This is a genomic window from Cupriavidus plantarum, assembly GCF_905397285.1.
Taxonomy (GTDB): domain Bacteria; phylum Pseudomonadota; class Gammaproteobacteria; order Burkholderiales; family Burkholderiaceae; genus Cupriavidus; species Cupriavidus plantarum.
This window is the reverse complement of record NZ_CAJPUX010000005.1, coordinates 497,144-510,194: the sequence shown is the minus strand read 5'-3', so window position 1 is coordinate 510,194 and position 13,051 is coordinate 497,144. Positions and strand designations below refer to the sequence as shown.

At 67.6% G+C, this 13,051-nt stretch carries 10 protein-coding genes; 4 read left to right on the top strand and 6 right to left on the bottom strand.

What is annotated here, in order from left to right:
* Positions 1-15: 15 nt before the first annotated feature.
* On the bottom strand, positions 16-921 hold the full coding sequence (locus KHP16_RS22355) for a LysR family transcriptional regulator (RefSeq protein WP_211961146.1): 906 nt from the start codon (positions 919-921) through the stop codon (positions 16-18).
* 136 nt (positions 922-1,057) lie between these two features.
* Here KHP16_RS22355 and KHP16_RS22350 point away from each other — a divergent pair, with 136 nt between their 5' ends.
* On the top strand, positions 1,058-2,281 hold the full coding sequence (locus tag KHP16_RS22350; RefSeq protein WP_109585001.1) for a CaiB/BaiF CoA transferase family protein: 1,224 nt from the start codon (positions 1,058-1,060) through the stop codon (positions 2,279-2,281).
* Between the two features lie 38 nt (positions 2,282-2,319).
* Positions 2,320-3,336 (top strand): Bug family tripartite tricarboxylate transporter substrate binding protein, encoded by a 1,017-nt coding sequence (locus KHP16_RS22345; protein WP_115954173.1) that lies wholly within the window; start codon positions 2,320-2,322, stop codon positions 3,334-3,336.
* Here KHP16_RS22345 and KHP16_RS22340 read toward each other — a convergent pair.
* Positions 3,323-3,949: an FMN-dependent NADH-azoreductase gene (locus tag KHP16_RS22340; RefSeq protein ID WP_109585002.1), complete on the bottom strand. Its 627-nt coding sequence runs from the start codon at positions 3,947-3,949 to the stop codon at positions 3,323-3,325. The two genes, KHP16_RS22345 and KHP16_RS22340, sit on opposite strands and share 14 nt — an antisense overlap.
* A complete protein-coding gene (locus KHP16_RS22335) occupies positions 3,946-4,383 on the bottom strand; it encodes a GNAT family N-acetyltransferase (RefSeq protein ID WP_115954174.1) in 438 nt (145 codons plus the stop codon). Before KHP16_RS22335 ends, KHP16_RS22340 begins: the two co-directional genes overlap by 4 nt.
* A gap of 90 nt (positions 4,384-4,473) precedes the next feature.
* Here KHP16_RS22335 and pdxR point away from each other — a divergent pair, with 90 nt between their 5' ends.
* Positions 4,474-5,982: a MocR-like pyridoxine biosynthesis transcription factor PdxR gene (gene pdxR, locus KHP16_RS22330; RefSeq protein ID WP_211961145.1), complete on the top strand. Its 1,509-nt coding sequence runs from the start codon at positions 4,474-4,476 to the stop codon at positions 5,980-5,982.
* A 12-nt stretch (positions 5,983-5,994) separates the two neighbouring features.
* On the opposite strand, the gene KHP16_RS22325 is transcribed toward pdxR, so the two are convergent.
* Complete coding sequence (locus KHP16_RS22325; protein WP_211961144.1) at positions 5,995-8,130, bottom strand: hypothetical protein; 2,136 nt, start codon at positions 8,128-8,130, stop codon at positions 5,995-5,997.
* 307 nt (positions 8,131-8,437) lie between these two features.
* Between KHP16_RS22325 and KHP16_RS22320 the strand changes: the two genes are divergently transcribed.
* A complete protein-coding gene (locus KHP16_RS22320) occupies positions 8,438-9,772 on the top strand; it encodes an NAD(P)/FAD-dependent oxidoreductase (protein ID WP_109585006.1) in 1,335 nt (444 codons plus the stop codon).
* 132 nt (positions 9,773-9,904) lie between these two features.
* Here the strand turns inward: KHP16_RS22320 and KHP16_RS22315 are convergent, their stop codons facing one another.
* Both KHP16_RS22315 and KHP16_RS22310 read right to left on the bottom strand, forming a co-directional pair.
* Positions 9,905-11,947 carry a 3-hydroxybutyrate oligomer hydrolase family protein gene (locus KHP16_RS22315; protein WP_211961143.1) on the bottom strand — a complete coding sequence of 681 codons (2,043 nt, stop codon included), beginning with the start codon at positions 11,945-11,947 and terminating at the stop codon, positions 9,905-9,907.
* A 40-nt stretch (positions 11,948-11,987) separates the two neighbouring features.
* Positions 11,988-12,953, bottom strand: a complete 966-nt coding sequence (locus tag KHP16_RS22310; RefSeq protein WP_244214731.1) for a Bug family tripartite tricarboxylate transporter substrate binding protein — start codon at positions 12,951-12,953, stop codon at positions 11,988-11,990.
* Positions 12,954-13,051 lie beyond the last annotated feature (98 nt).

Genomic DNA, 13,051 nt, shown 5'->3' with positions numbered 1-13,051 from the left:
GCTGGCCCGATACCGTCAATCCGCCCCGGACAACCGCCCCGCCTTCTCCCTCAAGAACGCAATCAACGTCACCACCGCCCGCGTCTGATACCGCGTCGGCAGGTAAAGCAGATACATCGTCGTCCGCAGAAAAGCCAGATCCCGCGGCGGCAGCGGTAGCCGGACCAGCGTTCCCGCCTCGATATCCCGCGCGACCATATAGCGGGGCAGCAGGCCCACCCCGAGCCCCTGCAGAATCGCTTCGCGCAAAAAGAAGAAATTCGCCGACATCAACCGGGGCTGGATGCGCGGCTGCCCGAACGCTGCCCCCGGCCCCCCAGCCGCCAGCAGCTTCTGCCCGGTGAGCTCGGAAGTAATCAGCGGCAAATCGCCAAACTCATCGAGCGTCCGCGGCATGCCGGCATCGCGTGCCAGAGAGGGCGTCGCGCATGCCACGTACTCCACATCCCCAAGGCTATGCGCCACCGCATGCGTCGGCGTTTCCCCCATCACCCGCACCGCGAAATCCACCGACCCCTTGATCAGGTCCTCGATATCGTTGTCGAAGACCACATTGAGCGTAATGGCCGGATACAGCGACATGAACTCGAGGAACCACGCGGACATCGTGTGCTGCCCGAACCCGCTCGGCACGCTCAGCCGCACCGTGCCGCTGAGCCGCTTGCCCAGGCTCTGCACCGCCTCCTGCGCGGCCATTACCTGATGCCGGATCGCGCGCCCATGCTCGTAGAGCTGCCACCCGAGCTCGGTCGGCTCGAGCTGCCGCGTACTGCGCCGGAGCAGCTCGGCCCCCAGCTGCCGCTCGAACTGATTGAGCCGCTTGCTGACATTGGCCCGGCTCATGCCAAGCTGGCTGGCGGCACGGCTCAGGTTGCCGGCATCGATGATGTCAACGAGCAAAGACAGCGCAGTTTGATCCATTGTCAACCCAGAGTTGTCGTATATGGTGAATTTCCGTAGCAATTGTCAAACATAAAGAACATATCCACAATGACCCCCTGAACAAGACAACCGGACCGCCACCTGGATCCGCGTGGGTTCGGGAGACAAATCTGCAATGCAATCACAAGGCAACGAACAACCGACGGCCGCGCTGCCGCTCGCTGGCGTGCGCGTACTGGACCTCTCGCGCGTGCTGGCGGGACCGATGTGCGCGATGGCGCTGGCCGACCTCGGCGCGGACGTCATCAAGGTGGAGCACCCCGCGCGTGGCGACGACACGCGCGACTGGGGCATCCGCATCGGCACGCGCAACACCTCGTACTTCAACAGCGCCAACCGCAACAAGCGATCGGTGACGATCGACCTGCAAAGCGAACAAGGCGTGGCGCTCGTGCGCAAGCTCGTTGCGCACAGCGACGTGGTCATCCAGAACTTCAAGGTGGGCGGCGCGGAGAAACTCGGCCTCGGCTACGACCAGCTGAACGAGATCAACCCGCGCATCGTGTATTGCTCGATCTCCGGCTACTCGCGCTCGTCCCCGGAAGCCGAACGCCCCGGCTACGACCTCGTCGTGCAGGGCGAGGCCGGTGTGATGGCAACGAACGGCGAAGCGGGGCAGGGCCCGCTGAAGTTCGGCGTGGCCGCCGTGGACATGTTCACGGGCATGTATTCGGCGCAGGCCATCCTCGCCGCGCTGTTCGCCAGGCAGGCCACGGGCCGTGGACGACACGTCCAGATGGCGCTCTACGATTGCGGCCTGATGATCCCGTCCTATTACGGCATGGAAGCGATGCTCCGCGACGCGGAGCAGCCGAAGTTCGGTAATGCGCATCCGTCGATCGTGCCTTACGGCGTGTTCGAGGCGGCCGACGGTCCGCTCGTGATCACGGTGGGCAACAACGGCCAGTTTCAGCGCTTCTGCCGCGAGGTGATCGGCCGCCCGGAATGGGCAGAAGACGAGCGCTTCGCCACCAATACCGCGCGTTCCGCGAACCGCGACGCGTTGCTGCCGGCGTTGCGCGATGCATTGCGGCGCTTCCAGCGCGCGGACCTGCTTGCGCGCCTCAATGCCGCGCAGATCCCGTGCGGCGAGGTGCTCGGCATGCTGGAGGCCCTGCAATCGGAGCGCACCGCGCAGGCCGGCCTGCTGCACCGCTTCGAAGACAGCGAAGCGGGCCCGCAGGCCGTGCTCGCGCCCCCCTATGCGATGGATGGCGCCCGCATGCCCGTGCGCATGCCGCCGCCGCATATGGGCGAACACACACGGGAAGTTTTCAGGGAGCTGTTGGCGCTCGACGATGAAGCCATCGCGGCGCTGCGCGCCGACGGGGTGATCTGAACGGTTCAGCGATGATCGACAAACAAGGAGACAACACGATGAAGCACACCACCATCCGCACCGCGACCAGCGCGCAACGCCGACAGTGGCTGAAGGCCGGCGCGGCCGCATCGCTCGCGGCGATGATGCCCGCGGCGTTCGCCAAGGCCGGCTGGCCGGACAAGTACATCAAGATGGTGGTGGCGTTCCCCGCAGGCGGGCCCACGGACACCGCCGCGCGCATCCTCGCGCAGAAGCTGTCGGAGCGGCTGGGTCAGCAGGTCGTCATCGAAAACAAGCCCGGCGCATCGGGATCGATCGGCACCGCCAGCTTCATCAAGAGCGCGGCCGACGGCTACAACCTGTCGATGTTCGGCATGCCGGCCTTGCTCGCGCCGCTGATGTACAAGAACAACGCGTACGACGTGAAGAAGGACTTCCTCTCGGTGGCCACGGTGTACGTGCTGCCGATGGCGATCGTCATCAATCCGAACGTGGTGCCGAACGTCGACACGCTGCCCGACCTGATCCGCTTCGCAAAGGCGAGCAAGACGCCGCTGAACTACACGAGCTCGGGCACCGGCAGCTTCGGCCATCTGGCGATGGAACAACTGAAGGACCTCGGCGGCTTCGACATGCAGCACGTCCCGTACAAGGGCAGCGCCCCGGCGGTATCGGACCTGCTCGGCGGCCAGATCGGCGTGATGTTCGCCGACGTGGTGGCCGCGCTCCCGCATATCCGTGCCGGCAAGCTCAAGGCCATCGCGCTGAGCTCCCAGAACGCCAAGGTCCTGCTGCCCGGGGTGAAGACGGTGTCGGACCAGGGCTTCCCCAACTTCGACTTCGACTCCTGGGGCGGCCTCATCGTCCCGCTGGACACGCCCCAATCGATCGTTGACCGCCTCACGAGCGAAACGCGGGACATCGTGACGACCGACAAGGAGCTCCAGCAGAAGCTCGTCACCGCCGGCGCTATCGCTTCGTTCCAGGACGGCAAGCAGATGCAGGCCCGCCTGAACAAGGACTACGACCGCTGGAGCGCGATCGTCAAGGCAAAGGGCATCAGCGCGCTGTAAGCGCATCCGCGATGAACTGGCTCGCGTGTTCCTCGACGGCCGCCAGCGGCGCGTCGACCATGGCGAGCCTGGTCGAGGGGAGGTAGGTGATGTCCTTGAGACCGATCACGCCCAGCACGGCCGTGAGGTAGGGACGGAAGAAGTCGGGCTGGATCGGCGGCTCCCGGAACATCGCGCCGCCGGCCGTCACGGCGACAAACACCGGGCGGTCGCGCAGCAGGCCGACCTTGCCCGCCTCCGTGGTGACGAACGTCACGTCGCGGCGCACCACATGGTCGATCCAGTTCTTGAGTACCGCGGGCACGGTGAAGTTGTGCACGGGCGTGGAGATCCACACGATGTCCGCCGCGTCGAGCTCGCGGATGAGTTCATCCGACAGCGCCAGTTCATCGCCATAGCGCGCACGCGCCGCTTCTACGGGAAGCACCAGCGACTCCGCATATTCCGGTGTAATGGCCGGCAGAGGCTTCACGCCGAGGTGGCGCTGCGTCACGTGTACCGCGCGGCCGAAGCGTCGGGTCAGCGCGGGCAGCAATTGGCTGGTCAGGTGGCGGCTCGTCGAGTTGTCGCGGCGCGGGCTGCAATCGAGCAGCAGCAGTTCGAGGTCTTTCATTGCAGTTCCATGGCGAAGTGCAGGCCACGGGACAGCAGTCCCGCGCGGAAGTAGAAGCGCTGGGCCAGCGCATTCGCCAGCCCCGTGTCGAGTACGAGTTGCGAGCAGCCCTGGCCGCGCGCGATGCCGCTGACTGCCTCGATCAGTTGCTCGCCATACCCCCGGCCACGCTCGCCGGCATCGGTCACCAGATCGTCGATATATAGGAAGGGTCCGTAGATGAGGTTGTCCATGCGGCGATAGCCCGCGGCGGCGACCGGACGTCCCGCATCCCACACCACGAGCAGGCGATAACCCTGCGCGCGCTGCGTGGCGGTGCGGTCGATCAGTTCCCGCGCCGAGCGCAGATGGGGACGAAGCTGCTGCAGGAGCGCGAAACAGGCCGCGAGTTCGGCCTCGGTTTCGGCGTGCTGCAAGGTGATGTGTGTGGCCATGGTGCTGAACGCGGCTGGTTGGTGTAGGCTCGAGTGTCGTCGATCGATGGCACAGCCAACAGGCACATAAACCTCCATTTCGACTAGGTCATGTCCGCGTCCCCACCCGCCACCACGATCCATGCTCAGATCTATGGCCGCTTCCGCGCCATGATCGAGACCGGCCAGTTGAAGCCGGGCCAGCGGGTGTCGTCGCTGCGCGCGCTCGCGGAGGAACTCGGCGTCGCGCGCGGCACCGTGCAGGTGGCGTTCGACCGGCTGCTGGGAGAGGGCTACCTCGTGGCGCGCGGCCCCGCCGGCACGTTCGTCGCGGAGCACATCACGGCCGCGCGGGCCGCGACACGTGCCGCGAGGCAGGAGACTACCCCGCCCACCCCGCCGACCTCGCCGATCTCGACGCAAAAGCCGCCCATACCCGCCAAGGCCACCGCACCCCGCGCCCCGCGATTCGCCGCGCAGAAGGACGCCGACGAGGTCGTGCTCGCGTCCGGCGGCGGCGCGCCGGCCACCCTGCAGCTCGGCGTGCCCGCGCTCGATGAATTTCCGCGCAAGTTATGGACGCGCCTGATGACGGGCCTCGTGCGGCAGGTCAACACGCTCAATCGTCCGGCGCCCGCAGGCTATGCGCCGCTGCGCGAGGCGCTGGCCACCTATCTGCACAGTTCGCGCGGCATCGACCTGCGGCCATCGCAGGTGTTCGTCGTCCCCGCCTATACCGCCGGGCTCGAACTTGCGGTCAACGCGTTATCGCTGCAAGGTACGCACGGGGCGTGGGTAGAAACGCCGGGTTATCCGCCAACGGGCCAGTTGCTCCGTCGCCTGGGCGTGCCACCGCATGTCGTTCCCGTGGACGAATGCGGCATCGATGTCGAGTACGGCATCGCGCATCACGGCAACGCGCGCCTTGCGGTGGTAACGCCCTCGCACCAGAGTCCCACCGGCGTCGCGCTGACCCTGCAGCGCCGCGTGGCGCTGCTCGACTGGGCGGCACGCCGCGGCGCATGGATCGTGGAGGACGACTACGATGGCGAATTCCGGTATCGCGGGCATCCGCTACCCGCGCTCAAGAGTCTCGATACGGGCCAGCGCGTGATCTACTGCGGCACGCTGAGCAAGGTCATGTTCCCCGGCTTGCGACTCGCCTACGTGGCCGTGCCCGAGAGTCAGGTAGAGGCGTTCGAGTCGGCCATTGCGCGCGCGACATACGGCGGTTGTCCGGAATTGATGCAGGCCGCCGTGGCGGAGTTCATCACGGCCGGACACTTCTCGCGGCATATCAAGCGCATGCGCACCCTCTATGCGCGGCGCCGCGCCTTGCTGGCGGACGCGCTGCGCGCGTACGAACCCTACGGATTCCGCGTCCGGCTGGAGGACGGCGGCATGCATCTGCTGCTCGATGTTCCCGAAGACCGCGACGACATCGCGATGGCGCGCGTCGCGCGCGAAGCGGGCTTCGGCATCCACGCGCTCACCGGCTGGCGCCGCGGCGCGCCCGGGCGGCGCGCGCTGCTGCTGGGCTTCACGAACATCGCCACCAAGGACGAGGCCGAGCGCGTGGTGACGAAGCTGATGCGGACGCTCGGCGAGCCGCGCACCTGACTGCGCTAGAGGTCAGCCCGCGCCGAGCACCACGTCGGCCATCTCGATCCGCCGCGCGGCGCGCGCCATCGCCCACGCCGCGCGTGTGTTGGCCTCGGAGGCGAGCCTGCGGCCCCGCACATCGATCGGCAGCGCGAACACGCCATACAGCGTCTGCTGTCCAAGCGACAGCTTGTCGTCCGCTTCCTTCCCGTGGTTCTTGATGGTCGTGGTCGTCCCCTGGCTGTAGGCCGCTATCGCGCCAAGCCCGAACCCAAGCGCGGAGAACCCCGAGATATAGGACGTCTTGAGCTTCGACGAACCGCCGGCGACCGCCGCCGCCACGCGGCCGATCGACGACGACGCGAAGCTGCCGAACGGACCCATGTGATAGGTCTGCCCGACGCGCTGCGCGACCTGCGTCTTGATCTCGTCCGCATTGAGGTTGCGCTTGCTGTCGCGCCACACCCCGGGCAACAGCGCGGCGGCGTTCGATGCGAGCGTCGCGCGCGCGTGGCCATCGGCGGACAGCCCGGCGAGATCGTTGGCCTTGAGCTTGTCCTTGTCCGCCTTCATCGCGATGAGCGCGTTGTCCAGTTGCTCGCGCGCCTCGCCGCCCGCGGGCGCCGCATCGCGTTCGGCTTCGGTTTGCTTGATGACGTCGTCCAGCGACTTCGTGACGCGCTTGATCAGCGATTGCGCCGGCGAAGCGATCAGCCCGCGCAGCTTGCCTTCGTCGATATGCTCGGGACCGATCTCCTTGCCCGCCGCGACGCGCGCGTTGCCTTCCTCGGTGAAGAAGTCCCCATAGACGAGGTTGAGCGCGTTCTTGTAGTCGACCTTCGCCACCTCGTCATAGCCCGCCGACACATGCTGCGCGCCCGTCAGCGCCAGCGCGCCCAGCGCCTGGATGGTGGCGATCGACATGGGGCTCAGCCGTGCCACGCGCTCGACCACGTGCGCCGCCATGGTTGCGGCCTGCTCTTTCGGCACGCCGGACGCCAGTCCCACGAGGCTCTGGAAGACGGGCCGCATCACGCGCGAGATGGACTGGAAGCGGTTGCCGATATGCTGCCGCGTGTGTCCCGCCTGCGTCATGAGCACGCCCTCATGAAGATCGCGCATCCCCGTCAGCGCATCGGAGAACGCCCGCGCCGATTCGCGCAGCCGCGTGACCGCCGGGTCTTCCGCATTGTCGCGCAGCCATCCCACGAGCCGCTCGTCATGGCTGCCTTTCGCTCGGTCACTCGCGCTGCCCGGCACGCGGGCCGCGATCGCTTCGAGATCCCGCTCGAATGCAGCCGACGCGGTCTCCAGCGCCTGGGCCTGCGTGGTCGCGCGCCGCGCGATATCGGGCAGCCATTCCTTATGATGGACATGGGCCTTGTCCACCTGGATCACTGGCCCATTGCGCTCGGCCGTGTGTTCCACGAACTGCACGACCACGGGTTGCTGCGCGGCATACATGGGCGTCTGCGCGATACCGGCCACACCGAGCCCGAGCCCCGCGCCCACCCATGGCTTGCCCGTCCCCGCGGACAGGAACGGCGAGGCGAAGAACTGCAGCAGGTTCGATACCAGCCCCGCGCTCGGAGCGATGAGCCCGGATGTGAACGCCGCATGGTGGACCTGCCTGATGTCGGCATCCGTGAGCCCCTGCGCGCGATACCACGCTTCGCTCTGCCGCGTGGCATTCGTCATGAGCGTGCTATTGCCGATGGATCCGTCTTGCCGCTGCATCCGCAGCGTGTTGACGAGGTGGGCCGCCTCATCGCGATTCACATCGCGCTCGCGGCATTCGCCGATGGCATGCTGAAGCTCGCCAAGCAGCGCATCGGTGTCCGCGCGATGAAGGGCGGCGAGCGGGGTTCCGACTGCCGAGCGCACCGGGCGAGTCTCCTCGCGCGCGACGCCGCGCTCGATGTCCGGCGCTTGTTCCAGCCGCGCGAGTCCGAGCCCGCCAAGCGCCCGACGGGCGAGCGAGGGGGGCGCCGGGTCGTGCGGGTCTGGGCGCCGGCGCGATGACAGGCCCGCGAGGGATGCATCGGATGTGGGCTTCTTCGCCGGCGCGCGTGCGGGCGATTGCGTGAAGGGCGCATCCTGCAACGCGTGTGTCTCGGCGCTGGCGTGGCTGGGGGACTGCGAGCGGATAGACGAGGAAGGGCGCATGGCGGCTCGGTTCGGGAACGATGGGACCGCAGGCTACGAACGGCATGTGACAGCTTCGTGCAACGTGATGGATCGCCGCCCATGTACGCCCGAACACTTCGCTTCTGGCGGCATCGCTTCGTTTCGGCTCGCCGCGCCGCGTCATGGGCGGACGGTTACAAATTAATCAGTATGCGGTTGGTCTGACACGTTTACCGGGCGCCGCGCTGCCATTAGACTCGCTGCGCATTGGCTCGACGGTCCGCTTGCTTCGCCCTCGTCACCCTCGTCAGCCTCGCTCCCAGCTCGTTGCACGGCCCCTCGCACCATGAACGTCTCCTCCGCCAGTCCTTCGCTCGTCCCCGCACTCGCCATCCCGCGCGCCACGGCCCCCGCGGCACCGTCGCTGTGGTCGGCTACCGCGCCGGCGGCATTGCCGACGCCGCCCTTGTGCGTGCCGAAGACCGTGGACGTCCTCGTGATCGGCGCGGGTTACACGGGGCTGTCGACCGCATTGCATCTGCGCGAGCAAGGCACCGATGTCTGTGTCGTCGACGCCCACGAGCCGGGATGGGGCGCCTCCGGCCGCAATGGCGGACAGGTCAACCCTTCGCTCAAGCACGACCCCGATGAGCTCGTGCAGCAGCTCGGCGGCGAGCGCGCGGAAGCGTTGATCGACGCGGTGTCCGGTTCGGCCGATCTCGTGTTCGACCTCGTCGCGCGTCACGGCATCGACTGCCATCCCGTCAGAAAGGGGTGGTTGCAGCTGGCCTACGGCCCGAAGTCGGTACCCGCGCTCCACGCGCGCGCGCGGCAATGGCAGCGCCGCGGCGTGCCAGTGGAATTGCTCGACCGCGCCGACATCGAGCGTCGCGTCGGTACGCGCGCCTTTGCCGGCGGCTGGTGCGATGGACGCGCCGGCGCCATCCATCCGCTCGCGTATGCACGCGGACTGGCCGCGGCCGCCCAGCGCATGGGCGCCGCGATTCATGGCAACACGGCGGTCACCTCGCTGGAACGACATGACGGCCACTGGATCGCGACGACGGCGAGCGGCGCGCGCGTGACCGCCTCGCATGTCGTGATCGCCACCAATGGGTATTCGGATGGCTTGTGGCCGGGATTGCGGCAGACGCTGCTGACGGCCAACAGCTTCATCGTCGCCACGCGGCCCCTGTATGGCCAGGCCGCGCAAGCCATCCTCGCGCGCGGCGAGACGGTGGCCACGTCGCAGCGGCTGCTGCTGTATTTCCGCAAGGACCATACGGGCCGCCTGCTTCTCGGTGGCCGGGGCGCATTTCCCGATCCGCGCGCGCGCGGAGACTTCGCGCATCTCGAGCGCTCGCTCGCGCTGCTGTTCCCGCAACTGGGACCGCTCGAGTTCGAATATCGCTGGGCCGGCCGGATCGCGGTAACGCGGGATTTCATGCCGCACGTCCACGAGCCTGCCCCGGGCATCACGATCGCGGTCGGCTGCAATGGCCGCGGCATTGCGCTATGCACGAGCTTCGGCAGGCATATCGCCGAGCGGCTGACGCGAGAGACGGCCGAGTTTCCCTACCCCGTGTCGTCCCTCGCGCCGTTTCCTTTCCACGGCCTGCAACGGTGCTACATCGGCGCGGGCGTCGCGTGGTACAGCCTGCTGGACAAGCTGGCGCGCTAACGTCGCGGGTGGCGGCGTGGGGTAACGCGCTGGCTAGCGCCTTGCCGCGTTACTTCGGCTGCGTTACTTCGGCCACGTTACTTCGGCCACGTTACTTCGGCCGCTTACTTCGGCCGCGTTACTTCGGCCACGTTACTCCGGCACCTTCACCACACCGCGCGCCACGACGATCCGATCTCCCGCAGCGGGCGTGGCGGCAATCGCGGGCAGATCCACCGCCTCGACCTGCGGCTTGCCTCCCGCGACGCCGCTCGGCGCCGATGTCCGCACTACCTGACTCGGTGGCAACGGCGCGCCACTGGCCAGATGCGCCCACATGGCTTCCAGCGCGCGCAACTGATACGGCGTCAGCGGCACCATCCCGCGAGCCGTCGCACCGGGCTCGCCATGCGTGGCACGCGTGACCTCGACATACCGAAGGTTGGCGCCATCGCCCGACACCAGCGAATGCAGCCCGAGATAAGGGCGGCTCGTGAAGTCAGGCGGTTCCACCGGATCCGCGCGGCCATGCACGATGAGCGTCGGCAGATTGCCCACATCGCCCGTCGCCAGCACCGACTGCAATCCCGCCTGCACGCGCTTCGCATTGGCCGAGGTGCCGACCGACAACTCCCGCAGGCACATCGCCGCATCGAAGTTGTAGTCCTGCCGGCCCGTCGACGCGGACGTCGACATGGACGACTTGCGCGCGCCCGCCGGGTCGGCATCGTTGATGACGGTGACGATGGATCCATCGGGCGTCCCGCCGGCCTGCGTCACGTACCACTGCGCGGCTTCATTGGCCGTCGGCTTGCGTGGACGACCGCTCGCATCGACCGCCGCGAAGCTGAGCCCGCACAAGGCATCCACGGCGGTAAAGCGCCCATACTGGCTCGCCTGCCCCAGCGTGCTCTGCTCCGCCATCGCGCCGCCGGCGATCTGCGCATCGGCCTCGGTTTGCATGCCATAAGCATGCAGCTTGTCGAGCGCCTCGCGTGCCTGCTCGCTCGTGGTCTTGCCTTTGAGCAGCCCCGCATCGGCGAGCGACGCGCAACGGTTGGCGGCATACGTCAGGCCCGATGCACCGGGCGTATCCGGCAGGGCCAGCGCGGCACAGGCGTTGTACAGGTTGGTGAACGTGAGCTTGTCGAAGATCGTGCGCGCCGCATTGCGTGGCGTACTACCTTGCGTCACCACGATGCGTGAATCGTTGCGCGGCAGGATCTGCGGCGACATCGCGACCACGCCATCGAGCAGATGCCGCGTGTCCTGCTCGGCCGCCTTCAGCACCGCGCCGCCGCCATTCGAAAAGCCGGTGGCGATGATTCGTGTGTTCGCGCGGGTCACCGTGGCGCCCGACGGCCAGGAACGCCCCCCCAGCTCGAACAATGCGAACTCCACCGCGCGCAGCACCGACGGTCCCCAGTCGGCTTCCTGCGTCCATCCGGCATCGGCCCACTTGTACGCGAGCCGATGCGGGTGCGCCGCGGCATAGGCGCGCAGCGCGGCATCGTCGCGCTGCGAGAGGCGCCCGCCACGTGTCACGAGTTGTCCATCGATGCCAACCCCGCGGCCCGCATCGATGTCGTGCACACCCGCGCCGAGGGCCTTGTCCGCCCACACCACCGCGCAGCCATGCGTGAAGCCCCAGTACCCCGCGCGCAGCATGTCGCTGAGCACGTTCTGGCTGCCGGGTGTGGCGATCGCGACAATGCAGGCGTGTTGGGGATCGAAGCTGCGCGGTACCTGCAGCAATAGTCCCGCCATTTGCGTGCCGCTGCCATCGTCGGCGTAGGCGAGCACCTCGTCGCCCGCGACCTGACCCGTGCCCGATATGCGTCCCGTCGCCGGATCGACGTTCGGCCCGAACAGGCGGCCGAATCCATTGGTGGAGGAGGGCGGTCGCTTGATGACCGCGCGGCGCAGCTCGGCGTAGGTTGGCGCGTTCGTCGGCCCCGCCGGATCGCGATACGGCGTGGCCGCGGCACTCACGCCCGCCATGCCGAGTCCGCCCGTGACCAGATCGTCGGTGATGCCGTCGTAGGCATCGCGCCGCACCACATGGAGCCAGTCCGGCGCGGACGTGGCCACGGTGGAGGACGTTGCCCACCGATTGCCGCCGCACGCGGACATCGCGGCGGCAGCGATCAGCCCGAGCGCAAGGACGCTGCCCCGGGCATAAAGATTTCCCGTCATGCTTTACCTCTTCGGAAGGCCAGTACGACGTTGACGGGAATCAGTCGAGCTTGATGCCGACGCTCTTGACCACCTTGTCCCACTTCTGCGAATCGCGGTTCACGAGCTGCGTGAACTCCACCGGACCCAGTGCCGCGGGTTCCATGCCTTGCTTGGTGATCGAATCGCGGATCGCGGGCTGCGCAACGACCGCGGCGATTTCCTGCGCAAGGCGGTTGACCACGGGCATCGGCGTGCCGCCGGTCGTGAATACGCCGTACCACGACACCACTTCATAGCCCGGCACACCGGACTCGGCGATCGTCGGTACATTCGGCATGGTCTTCACGCGGTCGGTGCTCGTCACCGCGATGATGCGTACCTTACCCGAGTCCGCGCCGGCCTTTGCCGACGGAAGGCTCGCGAAGGTCATCTGCGCCTGGCCCGCCATCACGTCCTGCATGGCCGGGGCATCGCCACGGTAGGGGATATGCGTGATCTGCACGCCCGCCATGCTCTTGAAGAGTTCGGCGGACAGGTGCGAGATCGTGCCGTTGCCCGGCGAGGTCACGTTGAGCTTGCCCGGGTTCGCCTTCGCGTACGCGAGCAGCTCCTGCACGTTCTTCACCGGCAGATCGTTGTTCACGACCAGCGCATTGGCGGACTTGGCCACGAGCGACACGGGCTGCACGCCCTTGACCGGATCGTAGGGCAGCTTGCTGTAGATCGAAGGCGCGATGGCCTGGCCGCCGACGGAGCCGAGCAGGAGGACCGTGCCATCCGGCTTCGCGCGCGCCATCTCGGCCGTGGCCAGCGTGCTGCCGCCACCGGGCTTGTTCTCCACGACGATCGTGGTCTTCGTGTTCAGCTGGAACTGCGTCGCGACCGTGCGCGCGATGACGTCGTTGCCGCCGCCGGGCGCGAAGCCCACGAGCATGCGGATGGGGCCCGCGGGCAGATCCTGTGCCATACCGTGGGCTGCGGCCAGGGCGAGCGCGAGAGCGGGGACGATCTTGGAAAACGCCATGATGATTTCTCGAAAATTAGGTTAAGGGTGCTCTCAGGATGTCGTCGCTATGCTGGTATGGCTCGGCGGGCCGGCGTACCGGGCCCGCTCGTTATGTC

What these genes read in the sequence shown, in the direction of transcription:
- KHP16_RS22355 (WP_211961146.1), bottom strand. Translation starts at nt 921, where the DNA reads ATGGATCAAACTGCGCTGTCTTTGCTCGTTGACATCATCGATGCCGGC.
- KHP16_RS22350 (WP_109585001.1), top strand. Translation starts at nt 1,058, where the DNA reads ATGCAATCACAAGGCAACGAACAACCGACGGCCGCGCTGCCGCTCGCT.
- KHP16_RS22345 (WP_115954173.1), top strand. Translation starts at nt 2,320, where the DNA reads ATGAAGCACACCACCATCCGCACCGCGACCAGCGCGCAACGCCGACAG.
- KHP16_RS22340 (WP_109585002.1), bottom strand. Translation starts at nt 3,949, where the DNA reads ATGAAAGACCTCGAACTGCTGCTGCTCGATTGCAGCCCGCGCCGCGAC.
- KHP16_RS22335 (WP_115954174.1), bottom strand. Translation starts at nt 4,383, where the DNA reads ATGGCCACACACATCACCTTGCAGCACGCCGAAACCGAGGCCGAACTC.
- pdxR (WP_211961145.1), top strand. Translation starts at nt 4,474, where the DNA reads ATGTCCGCGTCCCCACCCGCCACCACGATCCATGCTCAGATCTATGGC.
- KHP16_RS22325 (WP_211961144.1), bottom strand. Translation starts at nt 8,130, where the DNA reads ATGCGCCCTTCCTCGTCTATCCGCTCGCAGTCCCCCAGCCACGCCAGC.
- KHP16_RS22320 (WP_109585006.1), top strand. Translation starts at nt 8,438, where the DNA reads ATGAACGTCTCCTCCGCCAGTCCTTCGCTCGTCCCCGCACTCGCCATC.
- KHP16_RS22315 (WP_211961143.1), bottom strand. Translation starts at nt 11,947, where the DNA reads ATGACGGGAAATCTTTATGCCCGGGGCAGCGTCCTTGCGCTCGGGCTG.
- KHP16_RS22310 (WP_244214731.1), bottom strand. Translation starts at nt 12,953, where the DNA reads ATGGCGTTTTCCAAGATCGTCCCCGCTCTCGCGCTCGCCCTGGCCGCA.